This is a genomic window from Aeromonas sp. 603757 (genome assembly GCF_049171255.1).
Lineage (GTDB): Bacteria > Pseudomonadota > Gammaproteobacteria > Enterobacterales > Aeromonadaceae > Aeromonas > Aeromonas veronii_A.
Genome location: NZ_JAAKOE010000017.1, coordinates 13,995 through 34,428, shown reverse-complemented (window position 1 = coordinate 34,428; position 20,434 = coordinate 13,995). Strand labels below are relative to the sequence as shown.

Sequence of the window (20,434 nt, the reverse complement as noted above, 5' to 3'; positions counted from 1 at the left end):
TTAGCTCGCCAAGAAGTTTATATGAACAAAAACAAGGATGAAGCCCGGAGCTACAGCATCAGTGAACTGGCTCGGGAATTTGATATTACGACGCGTAGCATCCGTTTCTATGAGGATCAAGGGTTACTCAATCCCGCCAGAGAAGGGCAGACCCGCATCTACAGCAAGCAGGATCGGGTTCGTCTCAAGTTGACCCTGCGTGGTAAGCGGCTCGGTTTCAGTCTGGCCGAGATCCGGGAGTTGTTTGATCTTTATGATGCCGACAAGAGCAGCCGCACCCAGCTGCAAACCATGCTCGGGCTGGTTACCGAGAAGCGGGAGACGCTGCAGCAGCAGATGGAAGATATCAGGATGGTGCTGCTGGAGCTGGATGCCGCGGAGCGGCGCTGTCAACAGGCATTGCAGCAACTGGGTCGTTAAAGAAGGGGGCCGTGAGATCCCCTTCTCATGCTTCAGATAACAAAAAGCCACTCCTGAGAGTGGCTTTTCTGCTACCTGACGGTTCGTGATTAAACGCGAACGAAGTCCAGGTGAACCAGCTTGTAACGTACCGGGTGACGCTGGATAGCTTTCACTTTCACGTTAACTTCTTCGCCGTTGATAACCAGAGTCAGTACGGACTCATAGAATTCCGGCTTTTCTTGGGCCAGGATGAATTTCTTGTGGTCAACAGTGATGGACTGGGCTTCTTTGCCTGCACCGTAAACGATGGCAGGAACTTGGTCAGCTTGACGCAGGCGGCGGCTCGCACCTTTCCCCAGGTCAGAACGGACTTCAGCTTGGAATACGAAAGACATAGTATGTATCTCTTTTAAAGGAATGTATGGTGCAAACTGCGACCGGTCAGCACCTCGCAAAACGAGCGCGAATACTACCATGGGCCAATAGCGGATACAAGGCTCATCCCGCGCTTTAACGCCCCTGCTCAAGACGAGCAAATTGCTGTTGCCGCTGGGCCGGACTCAACGCATCAAACTGCGCAAGCGTCTCGGCGCGAGGACAGTAGAGCCCCTCCCCGGTTTTGACCCGGATACTGTTACCGAGGCCCGCCCTGTTTTCTGCGGCCAAGGCCAGCAGATAGCTGTAAGTATCTGCCCCCACCCTGCTGGATAGCTGATTGGCGATGCGCCACAGCGTCTCACCCGCCGCGACCCGATGGCACACTGAGCGCCCCTCGCCAACCGCCGGCGCAGAGAGTGTCAGTGTGGTGCTATCAGATGACACGCTGGCCGCCAGCAGACCATCACTGCGACTCCCCCTCTCGCCAACTGCGGCACCAAGCAACGCCAGCAATGGCTCTGCTTCGTAGCGGGGGGCGACCGCCAACTGAACCGGCATGGCACGAGGAACGTTGAACTCGGCGATAAAGGGCGCTATGGGTTGCGATGGCTCAAAAGGTGAAACACTGCCATGCTGCACGGTTGCAGCGACCTGGCCGGGGGCGACCCCGTAAGCCATCTCGTCGATGCGCCGCAGTCTTGCCAGATAGGTTTTGGAGAGCTGCGCCTCCCCCTCGAACAGATCGAAAGGGGGGACCAGCCGAGCGGGAAAGAGGATCTGCCAGCGACCATGCTTCTGCTTTTGGGCCAGCGGCGGAAACTGATTGCCACGCCAGGCCACAAACATCGCTGGTGGCGTGCGCGCCAGCGGGTAATATTCCGGGTTCAACTGCACCCAGGTTTGTTCCGCAATGGGTTGATAACCGCTGATCACCACCTGCGCCACACTCAACCAGACCCCCAGCATCCTTGCCTCCCTGACTTGCGGTTTGAAGGGGCTACCTGACCGGCAACCCCTTCTTATCACGCGCTATCATGCTGTTAAAACAGTTAGATAGCAGCTTAGCACTGAGCGATGGCGTTAAGCACCCGTTTATCGGAGACCGGATAAGGGGTGCCCAGATTCTGGGCGAAGAACGACACCCGCAGCTCCTCGATCATCCAGCGGATATTGGCCACCTCGGTGGGCACCAGCTGGGATTTGGGGATCTTGGCCAGCAGCGCCTTGTACTCCGACTCCACACTGTGCACCTTGAGCATGTAGACCCGATCCCGGTTGGAATCGATGGCCAGCTTCTCCAGACGTCGCTCGATGGCCCGCAGGTAACGCAGCAAATCAGGCAACCGCTGCCAGCCGGTCTCGGTGACAAAGCCTTTGTGGATAAGGTTGCCGAGCTGCTGCTGGATATCCGACATGGCAAAAGCGGTGTCGAGCTGCATCTTCCCCTTGAGCCGCTTCTTGATCTCATGGGAGAGCGTCAGCACGGCTTCCACCTGCTTGGCCACCTCCACTACCGCATCGTTGAGCTCGGCGCGGACAAACTCCTTGAGCGCCTCGAAACCGGCCTCGTCCCAAGCCAGCCCGCCATGCTGTTCGATCAGCTTGTCGCAGCCACAGGCGATACAGTCATCAATCAGCTCCGCCACCTTGCCAAACGGGTTGAAATAGAGCCCGAGCTTGGCCTTGTTGGGCAGCTTCTCCTGCAGATACTTGATGGGAGATGGCACGTTGAGCAGCACCAGCCGGCGCTGGCCCGCCCACATCAGCTGCTGCTGCACCACCGGACTCTCCACCAGCTGGATGGCGACCGAATCCTTCTCGTCTACCAACGCCGGATAGGCTTTCACCTCGAAGCCACCGCGCTTCTGGCTGTACTCCTGAGGCAATTCACCAAAGCTCCACAGAGTGAGGCCGGACTGCTCGATGTCATCGTCCGCCACTTGTGACAGGGTCTCCTGCACCTTGCCGCGCAGCGACTCCTTTAAGGCCTCCAGATCTTTCCCTTCCGCCACCTTCTTGTGTTTATCGTCCACCACCCGGAAGGTGAGTTTCAGGTGATCGGGCACCGCAGCCCAGTCCCAGGATTCACGGGGCACGGTCACACCAGTCATTCGGCGCAGCTGGCGCTCCATCTCGTCCAAGAGCGGCCCCTGCTCGGGGTTGATACTGGCGAGCAGTGCATCGGCATAGTTGGGCGCCGGCACGAAGTTCTTGCGCATCGGCTTTGGCATCGACTTGATGAGGGCCACCAACAGCTCGTGGCGCAGCCCGGGGATCAGCCACTCGAACCCCTTTACCTCTACCTGATTCAGGAGCGGCAGCGGAATATGCAGGGTCACACCATCTGCCGCCTCCCCCGGCTCGAACTGATAGGTCAACTTGAGCTTGAGGCGCCCCTGCTGCCAGAAGTTGGGGTAGTCGAGATCGCTGATGTGGGCCGCATCCCCCTTCATCAACATCTCTTTCTCGAAGTTGAGCAGCTCGGCGTCCTGCTTTTGCACCTCTTTCCACCACTTGTCGAAATGGCGAGCAGAGATCACCTCCTCTGGCAAGCGGGCATCGTAGAAGCGGAACAGATCCTCGTCATCCACCAGGATGTCGCGCCGACGGGACTTGTGCTCCAGCGCCTCCACCTCGGCCAAGAGCTTGCGGTTGTCGCTGAAGAAGCGGTGACGGGTCTCGAAATCCCCCTCCACCAGGGCGCGGCGGATAAACAGCTCACGGCACAGCGCCGGGTCGATACGGCTGAAGTTAATAGTGCGCTCGTTGACCAGGGTCAGGCCATAAAGCGTCACCTTCTCCTTGGCCATCACGGCGCCATTTTTCTTCGACCAGTGGGGGTCGCTGTGGTGCAGCTTGATGAGGTGACCTGCCAGCGGCTCCACCCACTCGGGTTCAATCTTGGCGTTGATGCGAGCGTAGAGGCGCGAGGTCTCCACCAATTCTGCAGCCATCACCCACTTGGGCGGCTTCTTGAACAGACCCGAGGCCGGGAACAGGTGGAAACGGCCGTTGCGGGCGCCGAGGAATTCGGGCTTTTCCAGATCCTTGTTGCCGATATGGCTCAAGAGGCCGGTCAGCAGGGCGCAGTGCACCGTCTTGAAATCCGCCGGTTCATGGTTGGCTTTAAAACCAAGCTCCTTGACCGTCTGACGCAGCTGGAAGTGGATGTCCTGCCATTCGCGCACCCGCAGGTAGGAGAGAAACTCCTTCTGGCACATGCGGCGGAACGGATTGCTGCCAAGGGCATCCTGCTGCTCTTTCAGGTAATTCCACAGATTGACGAAGGCGAGGAAGTCGGACTCCTTGTCCTCAAAGCGTCTGTGCTGCTCGTCGGCGGCCTGCTTCTTCTCCATGGGCCGCTCGCGAGGATCCTGAATGCTGAGAGCGGCCGTGATCACCATCACCTCGCTCAGGCAGCCGGTCTGCGCCGCGCTGATCACCATCTTCGCCAAACGCGGATCAAGGGGGATGCGCGAGAGCTGGCGACCGATATCGGTCAGCTGCAGTTTGGCTTCACGATCGCCGGTGGCGGGCAGCTCGCGCACCGCCTCCAGCTCTTTCAATAGGGTCAGGCCGTCCTTGATATGGCGTGACTCCGGCGGCTCGACGAAGGGGAAGGCCTCCATATTGCCAAGGCCGAGCGCCAGCATCTGCAGGATGACGGAGGCCAGGTTAGTGCGCAGGATCTCGGGGTCGGTAAAGGCCGGACGGCCGTTGAAATCCTCCTCGGAGTAGAGACGGATACAGATACCGTCCGCCACCCGACCGCAACGACCCTTACGCTGGTTGGCACTGGCCTGGGAAACCGGCTCGATGGGCAGGCGCTGCACCTTGGTGCGCCAGGAGTAGCGACTGATACGGGCAGTGCCCGGGTCAATGACGTAACGAATGCCTGGCACCGTCAACGAGGTCTCCGCCACGTTGGTAGCCAGCACGATCCGCCGTCCGGCGTGTTGCTGGAACACCTTGTTCTGCTCTGCGTTGGAGAGGCGGGCGTAGAGCGGCAGCACCTCAGTATCGCGCAGGTTGAGCTTGCGCAAGGCATCGGCGGTATCGCGGATCTCCCGCTCACCGTTCATGAAGATGAGGATGTCTCCTAAACCTTCTCTAGCCAGCTCTTCCACCGCATCGAAAATCCCCTGCAGCTCATCGCGCTCTTCCAGCCCTTCACTTTTATCACTGGTGAGCGGGCGGTAGCGCACCTCTACCGGATAGGTGCGGCCAGAGACCTCTATCACCGGCGCCTTGTTGAAATGGCGGGAGAAGCGTTGCGGGTCGATAGTGGCCGAGGTGATGATCACCTTGAGATCCGGGCGCTTGGGCAGCAGTTGCTTGAGATAGCCCAGGATGAAGTCGATATTGAGGCTGCGCTCGTGGGCCTCATCGATGATGATGGTGTCGTACTGGGTGAGCATCCGGTCGTTCTGGATCTCGGCCAGCAGGATACCGTCGGTCATCAGCTTGATATGGGTCTGCTCGCTAACCTGATCGGTAAAGCGCACCTTGTAACCCACGTAGTGACCGAGTTCGGACTCCATCTCCTCGGCAATACGGGCCGCCACAGTGCGGGCCGCCAGACGACGCGGCTGGGTGTGGCCGATGAAGCCCTTCACCCCGCGCCCCAGCGCCAGACAGATCTTGGGGATCTGGGTGGTTTTGCCCGAGCCGGTTTCGCCGGCGATGATCACCACTTGATGCTCTTCAATGGCTTTGGCGATCTCCGCCTGCTTCTGACTGACCGGCAAGTTGTCCGGATAGGTGACCTTGGGTACGCCCGCCAAACGGGACTGGTAACGCGCCTGCGCCGCATCCAGATCGGCGGCAATGGTCTCGAGTACCGCAGCCTGTTTGCCCTCGGGCAACTTCTTGGCACCGTGCAGACGGCTGGAGAGACGGCGGGCGTCGAGGTTCATGCAGGCAGAGAGACGGCGGCGCAGCGCCTCGATAGAGAGAGACAAGGTACGAATTCCTTAAAAGAGTGCCCGACAAGGGGGCCATATCGATAGCTGGGGGAGATCCTAAAGAGCACAGACAGCAGGTGCAAGCCTTAACATGAGACACTGGAGAGGCAAATTAGCCTCCATACCAGGCTACGGATGGGTGAACGCACCATCTCCCAAAACAATGAAGCAGGCCATTGGCCTGCTTCTGTTGCATGTTGCATCCGGTCAGCCCTTAGCCGTGATTGTGTACAAAACAGGTGGTCAACTGGGCATGGATAGCCTGCATCACATTATGGCGATTGATTACCCCGAGCAGCCTGCCCTCCTCCACCACCGGATAGATCTTGGGTTTCTGTCCCATCATCATCTCCGCCAGGGTGAGGATGCTGGTATCTGGCTCAACAGTCAGTACCTCCTTGCGCATCACATCCTTGACCTGAGCGACCTGCTCACAGTGATAAGCTTCCTTGAGCATCACTGCAATGCAATCCTGCTCGGAGATCCAGCCGATCAAGTGTCCCTGCCCATCCACCACTGGCCCTCCCAACTGATGACTGTTCAAAAATTTCTCGACCGCAGCCTGCACCATCATGTCTGCAGTGAAGGTTATAGGTCTGCTCTGCATATAATCCCTGGCTTTTAGCGATTCCATATCAATTCCCCTATCCATAGTCCAATCAGGCTGGCGTCTTGCGCGTCAGTACCGGCACCACGCACGGCTTGCTCCAAGCATAGCTGGCTCACTGCCGGATGGGTCAGCCTCTCCTCCCCCATCAACCGATTGCATATCTGTTTTCATTGGCCGGCATGGCCGCAGCCATCATCTGTGGCAGATAATCCGCCAACGTCGCCACCACGACAGGATCTACCCGACCCTGAGCCGCCAGTTGATGCATAAAAGCCAGAGCATCACGAGCAGGCAGCCCACGTCGATAAGGTCTGTCCTGCACCATGGCCTGGAAAATATCGGCCACCCGCAGGATGCGCGCTTCGAGCGCCATGGCGGATGCCGGCAGATGGAACGGATAGCCCTCCCCGTCAGGCTCCTCATGGTGATAGGCCGCCCAGCAGGCTATCTCCTCAAACCCTTCGATATGACGCAGGATCTGGTAGGTTTCGAAACTGTGGGTATTGATGATTGCCCGCTCCTCCGGCGTCAAGCCGGCAGGTTTGTCCAATATTTCATCAGGAACCCTCAACTTGCCGAGATCATGCAACAGCCCTGCAATTTCGAGCATGTCACAATGGACACTACTAACCCCCAGCCGCTCGGCCAGGGCACGCGAAAGACGGCTCACTCCGAGGGAGTGCGTCATAGTGAATGGACTTTTGGCATCAACGATACCCGAGAAGATCCTGGCCAACGCTTTTAGCTCACCATTATCGGTGATGCAGGACTCCCGCTGCCTCAGCATCTCGTGCATGTAATCATTGATGGCTCGCGCCTCCAGTTGCAACCAGAACGCCTCCGAGCGGGAGGCTTGGAGAAAACCATCCAACAGATCGGTGGCAAAGAATTCGTCACGGCAATCCTGCAGGCGAGCACGGATCTCGTGTGTATGCATTAACAATGAGCCATCGCCATAGAATGGGGCAGCCAGCGCATCGCAACGATCCACCAGAAAGATAAGGTTGGCCTGACGAGCAACCTGGGGGTCCACATCGGCCATCTCGCGCAAGAGATGCCAGTGGGTATGATGATAACGGATAGGCAGTGCCAACGGGGCCAGCAAGCGGAAATCCTTGAGCAGCTGATATCCTACCTCGCAGTGACGCTGGGAGGACTCCCAATCGAACTCACTAACCAGATGGTGATGGGTGATGGTCGAGGAGACACCAATATCGTGCAGCACGCCGAGCTCAAACAACAAACAACATTCAGCTGTATCCAGCCCCAATACCCGACCACACTCGGCCGCCATGATCCCGACCCGTTTACCATGGGCCACATCGCCAATTCCTACCAGATCCAGTGACGCAGACAAGGCATAAACGACCTGTCTGAGATCCACCTGAAGCGAGCACGAACCGGCTTCCTGCGCTCTGTTCATGATCCCTGTCCCATGCTGTTTTGTGATGATGCAAGGGTGTCGTTTTACTCCTTGCTACTGATAAATCTAGTCATTAATCCCATGGTTTACCTCATCACGGTTTTGCAAAAAGCAGTGCAAAGAGGCTTATAGAGCCCTTGTATCCCTACTACCGCTCAACCGGGCCTCTTTCACGCGAACAAGACCTGCTGCTCGATGGGATTGCCGGGATACACCCAACCGGCGTAGAAGGATAAAAGCGGTCATCGCACAGCATGTGCGAGCAGTCGCGACACCATAAGGTTCCGCACACTGGTGTTAAACAAAGCTCGTTATTGCAGCTAAATGCAGTCGCGCGGTGCTTCGGATGGCTGAAGAGGTTTCAGATATGAAAAGCAGGCGAGAGGTTATGCTGTCTTCATCAATCTGGTTTTCTGTCTTGGTGACCAGCGAGAACAAATAGAGATCGTGCATGTTGATATCACATCTTTGAGCTGTACAACCAGGCATTAATTTTCTGCAGTTATCCATAGATAAAAACAATAATATTCCACGCTCCACAAACCGAAAAATATAATTCCTGATTGGCAAGATAGTTAAAATAAGGCTTGACAGCGTATTCATACCTGAACTTTATCATGCTTCAGTATTTTTCGTGAAATGGCGTTGGGCTACTGTAGCTTGCCACGACTATTTCATACTAACAGTAACCCTTACAGCAATGGCCTCACCAATATAATTAATAACCAGCACCGACAATAAATATCAATAATCAAACAGCAAACTCATTTACTTTCAGTTGTTTTTCTAATCTAAATCCCGATTTGGCTGGATTGAATATATAACCAGACCCAGAGACATTTGTCAGGCATGAGCAATCTTCATCTGCTTTCCTCAAGAACTTTCTAATATTTGACAATGAAACCGAAACGGTATTGTCGCAGACAATACGATTAGTCCATACACTATGTAAAATTTCATCTTTTGAGATCAATCGCCCTACGTTATTTATCAAATAAATCAATACATCCCTGTCTTTTTTACCCAGCCTAGACTGTACCAACAATCCCCCCAATGCTTTGTATTCGACAATACCATTTTGAAGATCAAAGGTAACTCCCTTATCTCTATTTACCATTTTTATATACATATCATTTCACCTCGACCAATACAGATTCACATATGCCTGATAACTAAGCAGCAATAATCCTATGTTTTAATCAAAATGTAGTGATGCTAAAATAATAAATTTATAAAAATAAAAAATCCTTTCTTTTCAATTAGTTACACCAACATCATCTCATCTGTCATAGTAATTTCATTGTTCATTCATCACTCCGAATGCTCAGTAACAGGCAACCTTTTCAAAGGCCATCTCCTGTATTATTCAATACTCAAAACCATGAAATAACGACTTAATTAATCTTATATCACTGATATATAAAAAGAGTTCATGAGTATCCTCACATGACATAAAGAATACAATGCTGGTTAAATATAATGCTGATTCGACGCAAATTTACATGAAAAGATATGATTTAATAGGGAGTTAATTTAGATCTATCTATTATCCGATAGCTATGTAGCTATTTGCCAGATCATCGCAGAGAGTTGTCACCAGCTTTGATAACTGTATTTTTACGTTACCGCCTCTGATTATCTCAGGAACCGACATTAGATATGTCTACCAGTCACTTGATAGCTTTATTTACCATAACGTATCAAGCCAGATTTAAACTAGACATGATTTAATATTTATTGTCAAGCTGGCATATATTTAACAGCATTATCAACAACCACTAACAAGTTAATATAACACCAAGAAATTTACCACAACAATAAATATTCAGATGACAATCAAAGCAACTTCTCACATCCTGCTTATTTTTCTTTATAAACATCTCCATCTGTTGTAAAACTACGCAACAAATAAACGGTTAAGATTTGTGTCAAGGTTTATAGTGAGACACCTCACTTAAAATTTTTATAATTAATGGATTAGATAAACTAATTAATACTGAAACTATGATGAGCGATGTCTCACTATTGAGAACGAATAATATACAGGGTGCTTGAATAAGAGTATTGCAACTATAGTAATGTTACTTATAGAATCACTAAAAGTAAGGCTATCGTAGATAGAGGTCTAAGGATTAGCTTTCACTGGATGAGAGCCTTGTTTATAACGTAAAATTTAATCATTGGTGGTTTTGCATGCTGGACTACAACCCCGTCTCAGGTGACGTCACATGGAACTCAGAAGTGATTGCTCGATTAAGCAAAAGCGAGACACTGATTTTTACCGCTTTACTAAAAAAATTAAATCAGTTTTCCAGTAAAGAGGAACTGATTGAAGAAGGGTGGCCTAACAAGTTCGTCTCTCCCAATTCATTGGCAGTTGCTATAAAAAACATCAGAAAAGTACTACAAGAAACTGACGGGGCTTTTAAGATAGAAACCGTTCACCGGAGAGGTTATATACTTCATGGCGCAGCAGACAAGATCCAATCTAGCATGATTGCTCTGCAACCTCCTTGTGACTCGTCAAAAAATAAAAATGAGATAAATACAGAGAATAAAACAACCGAATCAAGTTCAGATGAAGTAGATGAGGCCATTATTGATATGGCCAAAATTAACGCAAAGATCATAGCGCAAGAAAATCATGCCAGTTATTTTAAAAAAATATTTGTCAAAACACTATTCTCGCTGTATTGCGTAGCGATCCTGTCATTAGGTATCATATATTTCTTTTCTTCAGGTGAACTTTACTGCTATCAGTTAAGTGAAAAAACAAAGATATGTGGCGTTTTTGAGCTAAATAAAAGCAAGCAAAAGTCAATATCTGACAATATACAAAAGAAATCTGGTCTTTATCTTTATGGATATGACAACAATGATCAAGACATTAAAGTTCATAGCGTTGACTAGTTTCATAGTCCTCCATACTTATATTATTATTCCGGTTATCAATGGTATGGGGTGCAATTATAACTCAGAGGCAAATGATGTAAAGATGAAATATATAAGCACATGTCGATTCGGCATTGTAGAAACAATCGCATGGAACAAGATTAGTGGAGAGAAAAAACTTTTTAAAGGAATCTTGGCAAAAAAGAAAGACGATTTGTTTTTTTTTGTAGTTTATTCAAAAGAACTATCCAAACCTATATTCGATTTTGATGATGGTCTAAATGTAAGGTTTACCGATGCTCATATATACTCGGCGAAGCAAATTCATGCGGGGCAATACGATTGGGTTCTTCTAAGAAACCCATCGTATCGTGTTTACAAGGTAAATATGGCTGGCAAGTTGGGATTTTGGTAATGCTATTCTTGCTAGCCAATGATATTAAGTAGCATAGCTTTTAATTTTATATCGATTGACGCCTTCTTTATCGGCTTAGAGCCAATCTTTTATGTAGCTTAACATGGCCTCTTCTTTCATTGGTTTTGAGAAATAGTACCCTTGCACATATTTTACCCCCAAGTTTTTCAACACCCAAAGCTCGTCTTCTTCTTCAACACCCTCAGCGATAACGTACATACCCGCTTCGTTCGCATAAGTTAATATGGAGTTCAAAAGGCGCTGCATGGATAGTGAGTTATTAATGCCAGACACTAGATTCCTATCAATCTTGATTGCATCAAAAGCCCCCATACTTAGTGTAGAAAAAAAGGCATAGCCAGTACCAAAGTCATCAAGGTAAACTTCTACTCCGAGTTCTTTTATTTGGCCAACCGCATTAATGAACACTGCCTGCTCAACGATTGGTACCGACTCAGTAACTTCTAAATTTAATGAACCTCGTGGCAATTTACATTCTATGATCACCTTTTCCATTAAGTTTCTAATTATCCCACAATTGAAGATGATCTGAGAGGGAGATATGTTGACTGTAACGGGATAACCTGACTTTAGAATAAAATTTACTGCGCATTGTACCATAAGTTCAAACAGTGCATTCATATGGCCATATTCTTCAGCCCACTGAATTATATCAACCGTGCTAAAATTAGGATGTCGCAGTAATGCTTCAAATGACTTTATTCTCCCCTGCTCAATATCGTGTAGCGGCTGGAATACCGCATAACATTCCCCCAACATTAACTCTATATTAAATGTTCTTTGCAAATAAAATGTCTCATGATTTTTTCGGTAGTCCATCTTTTCTTCAAAATACACTGGCGCACGATCATGGGAGCATTTGGCTGCATACATGGCCATATCCGCTTTATCAAGCAACTCTTCTACTGTAACTGCTTGATGAGGATAAGCGCTAACTCCAATAGAAATACCAATTGAAAATGTGCGCTCTCCTATTGCGATGGGCTGCGTTATTTTTTCGATTAGTTCCTGACAACGCTGCAGGGCTACACTTTTCTCACCAGGAATAACAAAAGCAAACTCATCACCACCAAGGCGTGCGACAGAGCTATTCATACCTAAGATTGATGACATTCTTGCTGAAGATATCTTTAATACAAGGTCACCGGCAGCGTGTCCCATAAAATCATTAATTTCTTTAAATTTATCAAGGTCTGCATATGCGACCAGAAACTCTTCATTGGTGTTACATTTTTCACTTAATACGCTCCTGAATCCCTCTCTGTTAAGCAAGCCAGTCAAAGGGTCTATTAGTTTACTTTTTCTAAGCTCATCTACCGTTTTCTGCAGCGCATGTATAATGTGTGTTTCTTTCTTCCGCATTATCAAGATAATGCTGGTACTAATGCATATACTGTAAAATAAAATAAAATCATAAAGAGATAAATCCAAAGCTACATTTACAGCAGCGCAAAAAGCTGAGACCAACGCCGCAATAACAATTCTCACATAGGGTCTGGATTTAATAAAAAGACAAATAAATGATGCCATCAAGATTAATGCAAACGTTTCCTTTGATAAGGTATGAAAAAACTCATTTACTATAAAAAAAACAATTGATGACAGTGACACCAATAAACAAAAGTTCATCATCTTCAGGTTTTTGTTGTCAGGAATGAATTGCTCTGACAAAAAAAGATATGATGTAAAAAAGGTAAATGCCATTAGGTTTGCGGAAAACAGCTGATATACCAATTTTTCTGAGGAACTAGGGAAAACCAGGACAGATACACTTGCAATAAGAGTACATAAGGCTCCACCAAAATGGAGCCATAAAAATGATAGCACTTCATTGTCTTTTGAAAGAAAAGATATTGATGATTGCCAAAAATTCAACACAAATAGAAAGCCAATGATAAATACAGTGTTATTGACAGCATACATTATCAATGATGACCAATAAGACCCCATTCCCATAGGATAATTTTGGCTACTAAAATAGAGTAAGTTGAACCCTATTACTGTCATGAAAATTGATATTAGTGATATTGTCTTATCTATGCAGCGACCAAATGCCCATAGAAAAAATACCAGATAAGCATTAGGTGCCCAGATAATGCTGTATTCAGAATGATGATGCCCATCATTTTTCAATGTATGGAATACATCTTGATAAATCATATTACAGAGTGTTAATGTACACAATGCAATAACAAGTGTAGTATTCTTGATGGCACTCATAACATGACCTTATAGGAGACATCATCCAGATTTTTTGCTAAATGAGCAGTTGAAATATAATCGCCCATCAATGCAAAAAATGGTGTCCGACAAGCTATATCCAGATCTGTCTGACTTTGCACTCTATCTAATATGAGTTGCATTGCCAGTTTTTCTTTAACATAGAAGCAGGTATCAATAAAGTGATTAACTTCCGCCAAATTAGACGGAGGCGGTCCTAATCTGACATATTTAAATAGTTCTTTAACCACCTGGAAATCTCTGGGTTCGTTATCTTTCCAGTTATACCCTCCCAGACAAACCATATGGCCACTATCGACTATTTTAAATAGTGACTTTTGCCACTCCTTATCATTTTTATGATATGGTAAATTCAAGTCAAGAATCAACTCTATCTTTTGAGAGCGCAGACTATCCATCAATGCTATTAGCTGGCTAGATATTTTTGATAATACTCGTGGTTCAGCCTTAAAAAATAACTGACATGGCCGACGTCCAGCTTGATGATATGCCTTGCAACACTCTTCAAGAAGTGACATTTGTACACAGGTGATCATCAAAAGCAAATCGTGATCACAGGAATGATAGAATGAAGCCGCCTCCATACTGAGTGGTCTAAAATAGAAACCAGCCATTCTTTTTTTAGGGTCTTTGCTATAAATATCCTGTACAAATAATCGAGTGTAGCTATTCCACCACTCAATATCATCCTCACCGATGTTCCAACTGTTATCCTGTTCCATTTCATCCCCAATCTGACCGGTCTATGATGTTTCAAATTTGGCAGATTGAGATTTTAAGTTGAGCCATCAAAAAGATGATGATTAATAAAATAATAAAAACCACTCACCAAGACAGATGATGGCAACATAACGCATTGATTTAATGCGATTTTATGGATAACCATACAAATGATTGAATCTCCAAGAATGATCTTTTTACAACGTGAAGTTTAATTCTTCAGGCTCTATTTTTTGAGCCACATATATTAAAACTCGACAACCGTCCTCTGATAGCTTTCATATTTGTACTTCTGCATGGGGTTGGTTTTATAACCATTCCAAGCTCAACGAGCTGTAGTATATGGATATCACCCTTGTTGTTCAGTAGTGATGGCGTGAATAACCGCAGTGCAAAATTGAGGGGATAATGGTGATCACATCACCACTATCCCCGGTTAGTTCCATTCAATCGGTATCGTTCCGGGAAACAAGGCCTCCTCAACGACGTATGCACGCTACCTGGCTAGGCTGTGTGTCACCGAATCCACCAACGAGACCTGTGTGCATATAGACGGCGGCATGTGCACTAACAGCAAGAGGGTCGTACGTCTCACTCGTCCAATAGTCATCGAAAGAGCCACCACACTTGTTAGCCAGTGGCCATCCATGAACATGACACAAGGCATAATTCTCACCAGAAGAAGGAGATATCTCGACAAACAATGCCTGCAATTCAGCTACCGTCGGTAGACGGCGTCCGATGCTATTGCAGTAGTTGTCGGCATCCAGCCAATTCATGGTTGCCGGATCCGGCTTGAGGAATCTTGTTATCATCAATTCTGTAAAGCTGACCGTTGCCGCTTTTTGCACGGTATCGCTATTTTTCGCATATAGCGTCACCTCCACATCCTCAACCACGCTGCTGCGCAGTGACACGATCACCTCACCAACGTCATTGGTAGTGGTCGTCCATGGCGACTCGTTATCGAACGTGGCGGTGCCCTTGTCAGCACTGAACTGCACAGTGATCGGCACATTTGCCAGAACCGACCCAGCAAGGTCTTTGAATTTGGCCACTATTGTGTTCAAGGCCTTATTATTGGCGGGCTGATTATTGGTGCCCACGGCTAATCTATCGAGCACCGGGTAGAGTGCGAAGTTGGCATCACTGGTCATGCCCGTGTCACCGGAATTGGCTTCAGCCCTTGCCGTCACGGCGACCGTCTCAGCCTGGGTGTTGATGAGGGTCACTGTTGCCAGACCATTACTGTCGGTCACACTTGTCGCTGCGCCCAAGGTTGCCGTGGTGCTGCCATGCGACCATATCACGCTAGCGCCCTGCATGGGGTTCCCCTCGATATCATGCACAGTCGCAGTCAGCAGGTCAGCGCTGACGTTATCCGCAGGCTGATTGTCAGTGGTGGTCACCAGCTGGGCCACTCTCGCGGTGGCAGGGTTGGCGGCCAGAGTCACCTGCAGTGATGGAGGAAGTGTGGTCAAGGGAGCGCCATCCAGCTGTGGCATCAGGGTGACAACGCCAGACTTGGTCCCCGTCAGGATGTACTCATAGATGCCATTGCCCCGGTCGTTTTCCATCAGGGAGATAACATCTGTATCCACACCGCTATAACCTAGCTCCACCCGATCACTGATGCCGATTACCGGTGTTTGATTGTCGTCTTTGAGGGTCAGCGTCAAAACTGCGTTATCAACCCCATCCGCCACTATGGTGGACTTGTCGACACTGAAGGTGGATTTGGCGGGGTCTGGCCGCCCCTGCACCACCGCAGAGAGCGAACTGCTTGTCTCGACCCCCTCGGACGGATCGGTCACCGCCGGATTGGTGGCCGGGATGACCGCAAAGCGAAGCTGTTTGCCACGCTCGGCATCGGTCAAAAGATAGCGATCACCTCTGGCGAGTTCGATGTCACTATTATTCAGCCAGCGCAATACACTGCCCTGTTCCTCATCAGTATCCTGGTCATTAAAGGTATATGTTCCCAGCAGGGTATCCCCCACCAAGGGCGCCGCCGGGCCAGTCAGTGTCACGCCAGATGCCACTGGCGCACGCCCCTGCACCGACAGGGTGTTGGCACTTTCGGCCATTGCTCCTGTCGTTTGCCCCAGCACCAGCCACAGTGCCAGATATGACAAATAACGAGATATCACCTTCATTCAAACACTCTCCGGTTTACGACAGCACCATCACCTGCTGTAACTAGCCAGCCTCGCCATTTTTACAGGCCAAGCTGATTAAAATGGTGGGCGCCCGCGGGCGCCCTGTATTACTGATTGATGTGCCCACCTCACCTTCCCTGGCAAGGCAGGACAACCCGTTATCCATCCGATAACCATCAACCTCTTGCTGCGGGCGATGGTCCGAATATCATGCCCATCCAGCCGGGGCTGGTGATGGCTTTACTTCTTGGTGACATCAACCCGCAGCTTGCGCTTCTGATCATCCTTGCTTGGGGTGTAGGTTTCACTGACAGCCCCAGGAATGTTGATGTAGTTGCCACCTGCACCATCCTCAATTTGCCATGTGTAGTTGTAATCACTCGCAACCCCAACCCCACCGGCACTGGTAGTGACCTTGGCCCTGAGTTCGGTCGAGACAATCGGATTGCCACCAAGCGCAGCGTCAGTGGCCGCAATGACGATCTCGACGGCATCCACCTCATTGGGATCAACCACATCAACAGAACCATCGCCATCAGGAGAGCCCCCCGCCGCCGCAACTTCATTCCCCTGATAAGGGTCTGTCGTGGTTGCATCGGTTTGCGGAATCACTCCTGCTGTGATTTGGGTACCAAGATCTGCCAAAGTCAGGGTATAACTATCACCGGTTACCCCCATATCAATGCCATCGCGATACCACTTGTACTCACTCGGTGCTTGAACATCCATATCCGGATCATCAAAACCTTGTTCTTCAATTTTGAGGCTGTCACCTACATCCACTCGACCGTTGTTGTTGACATCGACATAGTTGAATGACACTCCAGTCAACGTTGGGGGTCGCCCCTTCACAGTATCGGTTGGAGCCGATGTCAGCGCGCTGGCGCCACTGGCTACCCCCCACATTACCATTGCGATCGATACCGCGATTTTTTGCTTTCTCATCACTTGCTCTCTTCCTTTTGGCTACAAAAAATGACTTACATGGCGTCGATAAACGCCACTCCGGATGCTCACAGCGCCGCAACAATGACGCGCACCCGTTTCTTCTGATCCTCTCGCACGGGTAAATAGGTCACACTGGTCGCCCCAGCGATATCCACAAAACGTCCAGTACCGACCCCCTCCTCGACCTGCCACTGCCAGGTCAGTCCTGCACGGCACGCGCTCGAGCCGCAGTCAGGCACGGCCGTCAGTACAGAGCCCACCTGAGGGAAGCCGTTAACCAGCCCGGTAATCGTCACTCCCATCAAGCTCGTGAGGTAATTCACACTGCTAGCCGGCCCCGTGTTGCCGCTCTTGTCGGTAGCCGTGGCGGTAATGGTGCCACTCCCCTGCACCGTCGGAGCTTCCAGGGTGTAGTTGCCATCCACGTCCGCGGTCGTGGTGCTGGTCGTGCCATCCGGCCAGGTAATGGTCACCGTGCTCTCCGGCTCTGCCTTGCCACTGACCTCCGGCTTGTTGTCGCTGTTGCGATCTGTCGCAGCCAACGTCGGGGCCCCCGGCGCCGTTGAGTCGGTGTAGTTCACGCTGGTAGCCGGCCCCGTATTGCCGCGCTTGTCGGTAGCCGTGGCGGTAATGGTGCCACTCCCCTGCACCGTCGGGGCTTCCAGGCTGTAGTTGCCATCCTCATCTGCAGTTGTGGTGCTGGTCGTGCCATCCGGCCAGGTAATGGTCACCGTACATTCCGGTTCCGCTTTACCAGTGACCTCTGGCTTGTCGTCACCATTGCTGTCGGTCACTGTCAACGTCGGGGCCCCCGGCACAGTTGCATCATCAATAAACTCAAACTCCATGCTGTCACTCGCCACATGCCCACTCGGGAAGGTGACCTCTACATCCAGACGATACCGAGTGCCGGGGTTGGGTTGCCCAGGCGCAACCAGCTCACGCCCCGTCAGTACCTGTGCAGGCCCCTGAAATGTCAGGCGATAGCGGTACTGGTAACCATCGCGGTCCGCTTCTACATCCCCCTCAATACTCTCAATCGGGATCCCATTTCGCGCTTTGGCAGGCTTCTGACGGGGGTCAACCACCCCCCAGTCAACGTGGTAGTGAGCACCGGGGCGAAGTTGAACAAAGTGTTCTGCCAACTGAATAGCGGGTTGCAGCCCAGAGTCTTCCGAGACGACAACAACCCCTTCCGCGATGGCTTCATGGCCATCAATGTCGGTGACGATGGCAACGATCGGATATTGATTGGATTGGCCAATGCGATAGATGGGCAAGACCGGAAGTGTAAGGGAACGTTTGTCCTGCCCAACCGTATCGGCAGGGCCAAGTCCACTGAGCCCCAGGATCTCGCCAAACCACTGGATGGAGGCTATCTGGCGGGAATGCTGAATGTTGAGCGTCAAGGTCAGGGCTTGCCCCTCTCCCGCAGAATACTGGTCGTTGAGAGAGGCCTTGAGGAGTACCTTGTCGCGATACTCGAGCACCATGTCATTGTTACGCTCAACCAGATCGTGGCGCATACCTGCCAGCGACTTGTCGACACGGGACGGATTCAGCATGTCCGAGAGCGTAGCCCCCAGCTTCCACTCCAGCCCCAGCGTAAAACGGGTGTCATGTTGCCTGCCGCTCGCTTCAACTTGCTCGACATCCATCTTGAGTAACGGGAAGGGGTTATAGTGCAGACCGGCAGTGATGGCATGCGGATCGCGCTCAAGCTGATCTGCGCCCAGCAAGTCAACCCGCTCCCCCAAATACTGCTCGGCAGTGAGCGATGCGCTCCATTGCGGATAGGCCGGCAGATAGGCCTCAAGACGCACATCCATACCGCGTGCTGCGCGCTCTTCCATACCCTCAAACCGTGGGGAGTCACGCCAACTGCTCAGTGGTGTATAAAAGTTGGCACCCAACTTGAGATAGTCACGCCACGCCTCAGCCCCGACTCCCGCACGCCAGTGCCGATTGGTCAGGTCATAATCAGCAAACAGGTTGTAGCCCAGCATCCAGCGGTCGAGGAAATGACGCTGGCCCACCCCCAGGTTGGCAATGGTGCGCACCTGCCCATTTCGGCGTAGACCAAACTGGGTAAACAGCAGGGTCTGCTGCTCTTCCGCAAGCGGCAACAAGAGATCCGCCTCGGCAGTGACCATATTGAAATCGTCATCCAGTGTCACCCGGGTTCTGGCTGTGCCCATCGTCCCCAGCAAGGATGCTGCATAGGCATTGGCCTCCTCTTCAAAATGGGTGACCAGTTGCTGACGCCAATACTGCTTCTCTTGTTCTGGCCCATGATGCGGTGCAGTCGCATCCTGTGTAACGCTCTGCGCGGAAGGCGGTAGATGCCGCAGACTTCGTTTAAACCCCTTAACCAATTCACTGTGGTTTTCCTGACCTGACGGCATCTCTGACTCGGCAGGTGAAAACAGCTGCCCCAAGCGGGCAGCCTGCTCGGCAACCTTCTGCTCGACATCCACAGGGGTTGGCGTAGGCGCCGTCAAATGCAGTGGATTGGCGCCTGACAGCGCAGGTAAAACGGACGCACGCGGTAAATTGATAGTGTCACCTACCGGCAAATGAGGGGCGTTTAGCGCCAGGTTGCCATTTAATGCCAACAGTTGGTGAGGTGTTGTGCCAAACTGGCGTGAGACAGAACCAAGCGTATCTCCCTTTGCGATCTGATAGCGGATAAGTTCAGGTTGCTTGGCTGCGGGCATGGAGAGTTGCCCAGCCGCATAAGCCACAGGAAATAATGCCTGCTGTCCTAAAAAGAGATAAGTCCAGACGCTTTGATGGACTTTACTTGGTGTGAAACTCATAAATAGACCCTTGAGTATATCTTTAGCGGCAGGACTATATATGAGGGGCTGCATTTGAGATCTATATATTAAATTTTAAAGTCACAATAAATAAATAATAAATGTAATTAATTTAAATAACCCACCTTGGTATCAGCTTGATACATATAGCATTTCTCTTTATATCAGCCATAAACACAAACAAAACAGACCTCATTGAGCCCTATTGCATCAGGCATGCTCATTTAACTGGAATTCAGAAAACGTGACAAGCATCACAATTAAATCTATTTATAATACAGCTTGAGTTCAGGTTTGCTGCGATGTCAGTCCATGAGCACCCCTGTTCCCCTAATACATTTTAAAGTTCAAAAAACATCCACCAACAAAGAATCTTAATTTTTATCAGCATCCTACTTCACCTTGGTATATTTCTGTGTCACCACCGCTCGAACATTGATCC

Annotated in this window: 14 protein-coding genes and 1 pseudogene; 4 read left to right on the top strand and 11 right to left on the bottom strand. The window is 50.2% G+C overall.

What is annotated here, in order from left to right:
* Positions 1 to 21 precede the first annotated feature (21 nt).
* Positions 22 to 420, top strand: a complete 399-nt coding sequence (locus G5332_RS15695) for a MerR family transcriptional regulator (RefSeq protein WP_216953528.1) — start codon at positions 22 to 24, stop codon at positions 418 to 420.
* Between the two features lie 89 nt (positions 421 to 509).
* Here the strand turns inward: G5332_RS15695 and rplY are convergent, their stop codons facing one another.
* The 5 genes from rplY to G5332_RS15670 all read right to left on the bottom strand — a co-directional run bounded on the left by rplY (position 510) and on the right by G5332_RS15670 (position 7,777).
* Positions 510 to 797, bottom strand: coding sequence for a 50S ribosomal protein L25 (rplY, locus tag G5332_RS15690; RefSeq protein WP_005345280.1), 288 nt, complete (start codon positions 795 to 797; stop codon positions 510 to 512).
* A 115-nt stretch (positions 798 to 912) separates the two neighbouring features.
* A complete protein-coding gene (locus G5332_RS15685; protein ID WP_216953527.1) occupies positions 913 to 1,746 on the bottom strand; it encodes a hypothetical protein in 834 nt (277 codons plus the stop codon).
* A 95-nt stretch (positions 1,747 to 1,841) separates the two neighbouring features.
* A complete protein-coding gene (gene hrpA, locus G5332_RS15680; protein ID WP_421249826.1) occupies positions 1,842 to 5,741 on the bottom strand; it encodes an ATP-dependent RNA helicase HrpA in 3,900 nt (1,299 codons plus the stop codon).
* 217 nt (positions 5,742 to 5,958) lie between these two features.
* On the bottom strand, positions 5,959 to 6,378 hold the full coding sequence (locus G5332_RS15675) for a CBS domain-containing protein (RefSeq protein WP_227342797.1): 420 nt from the start codon (positions 6,376 to 6,378) through the stop codon (positions 5,959 to 5,961).
* 121 nt (positions 6,379 to 6,499) lie between these two features.
* Positions 6,500 to 7,777, bottom strand: a complete 1,278-nt coding sequence (locus G5332_RS15670; protein ID WP_421230898.1) for an HD domain-containing phosphohydrolase — start codon at positions 7,775 to 7,777, stop codon at positions 6,500 to 6,502.
* Positions 7,778 to 7,997: 220 nt separating this feature from the next.
* On the opposite strand from G5332_RS15670, the pseudogene G5332_RS15665 reads away from it, so the two are divergent.
* A pseudogene (locus tag G5332_RS15665) lies at positions 7,998 to 8,269 on the top strand (hypothetical protein); the annotation flags it as partial.
* 259 nt (positions 8,270 to 8,528) lie between these two features.
* Here the strand turns inward: G5332_RS15665 and G5332_RS15660 are convergent.
* Complete coding sequence (locus G5332_RS15660) at positions 8,529 to 8,906, bottom strand: winged helix-turn-helix domain-containing protein (RefSeq protein WP_216953524.1); 378 nt, start codon at positions 8,904 to 8,906, stop codon at positions 8,529 to 8,531.
* A gap of 1,064 nt (positions 8,907 to 9,970) precedes the next feature.
* On the opposite strand from G5332_RS15660, the gene G5332_RS15655 reads away from it, so the two are divergent.
* Positions 9,971 to 10,687: a winged helix-turn-helix domain-containing protein gene (locus G5332_RS15655; RefSeq protein WP_227342793.1), complete on the top strand. Its 717-nt coding sequence runs from the start codon at positions 9,971 to 9,973 to the stop codon at positions 10,685 to 10,687.
* Between the two features lie 85 nt (positions 10,688 to 10,772).
* Positions 10,773 to 11,084, top strand: coding sequence for a hypothetical protein (locus G5332_RS15650; protein ID WP_216953522.1), 312 nt, complete (start codon positions 10,773 to 10,775; stop codon positions 11,082 to 11,084).
* A gap of 75 nt (positions 11,085 to 11,159) precedes the next feature.
* Here the strand turns inward: G5332_RS15650 and G5332_RS15645 are convergent, their stop codons facing one another.
* The 5 genes from G5332_RS15645 to G5332_RS15625 all read right to left on the bottom strand — a co-directional run bounded on the left by G5332_RS15645 (position 11,160) and on the right by G5332_RS15625 (position 19,578).
* Positions 11,160 to 13,325, bottom strand: coding sequence for a putative bifunctional diguanylate cyclase/phosphodiesterase (locus G5332_RS15645; protein WP_421259503.1), 2,166 nt, complete (start codon positions 13,323 to 13,325; stop codon positions 11,160 to 11,162).
* On the bottom strand, positions 13,322 to 14,068 hold the full coding sequence (locus G5332_RS15640; protein WP_216953520.1) for a hypothetical protein: 747 nt from the start codon (positions 14,066 to 14,068) through the stop codon (positions 13,322 to 13,324). Before G5332_RS15640 ends, G5332_RS15645 begins: the two co-directional genes overlap by 4 nt.
* A gap of 477 nt (positions 14,069 to 14,545) precedes the next feature.
* Entirely contained in the window at positions 14,546 to 16,222 is a 1,677-nt protein-coding gene (locus G5332_RS15635) for an Ig-like domain-containing protein (protein WP_421249824.1), read from the bottom strand.
* Positions 16,223 to 16,465: 243 nt separating this feature from the next.
* Positions 16,466 to 17,170, bottom strand: coding sequence for a ZirU family protein (locus G5332_RS15630; protein ID WP_421173065.1), 705 nt, complete (start codon positions 17,168 to 17,170; stop codon positions 16,466 to 16,468).
* 68 nt (positions 17,171 to 17,238) lie between these two features.
* The gene (locus G5332_RS15625) at positions 17,239 to 19,578 is read right to left on the bottom strand and encodes an inverse autotransporter beta domain-containing protein (RefSeq protein ID WP_421311366.1); all 2,340 of its coding nucleotides are present in this window, start codon (positions 19,576 to 19,578) and stop codon (positions 17,239 to 17,241) included.
* Positions 19,579 to 20,434 lie beyond the last annotated feature (856 nt).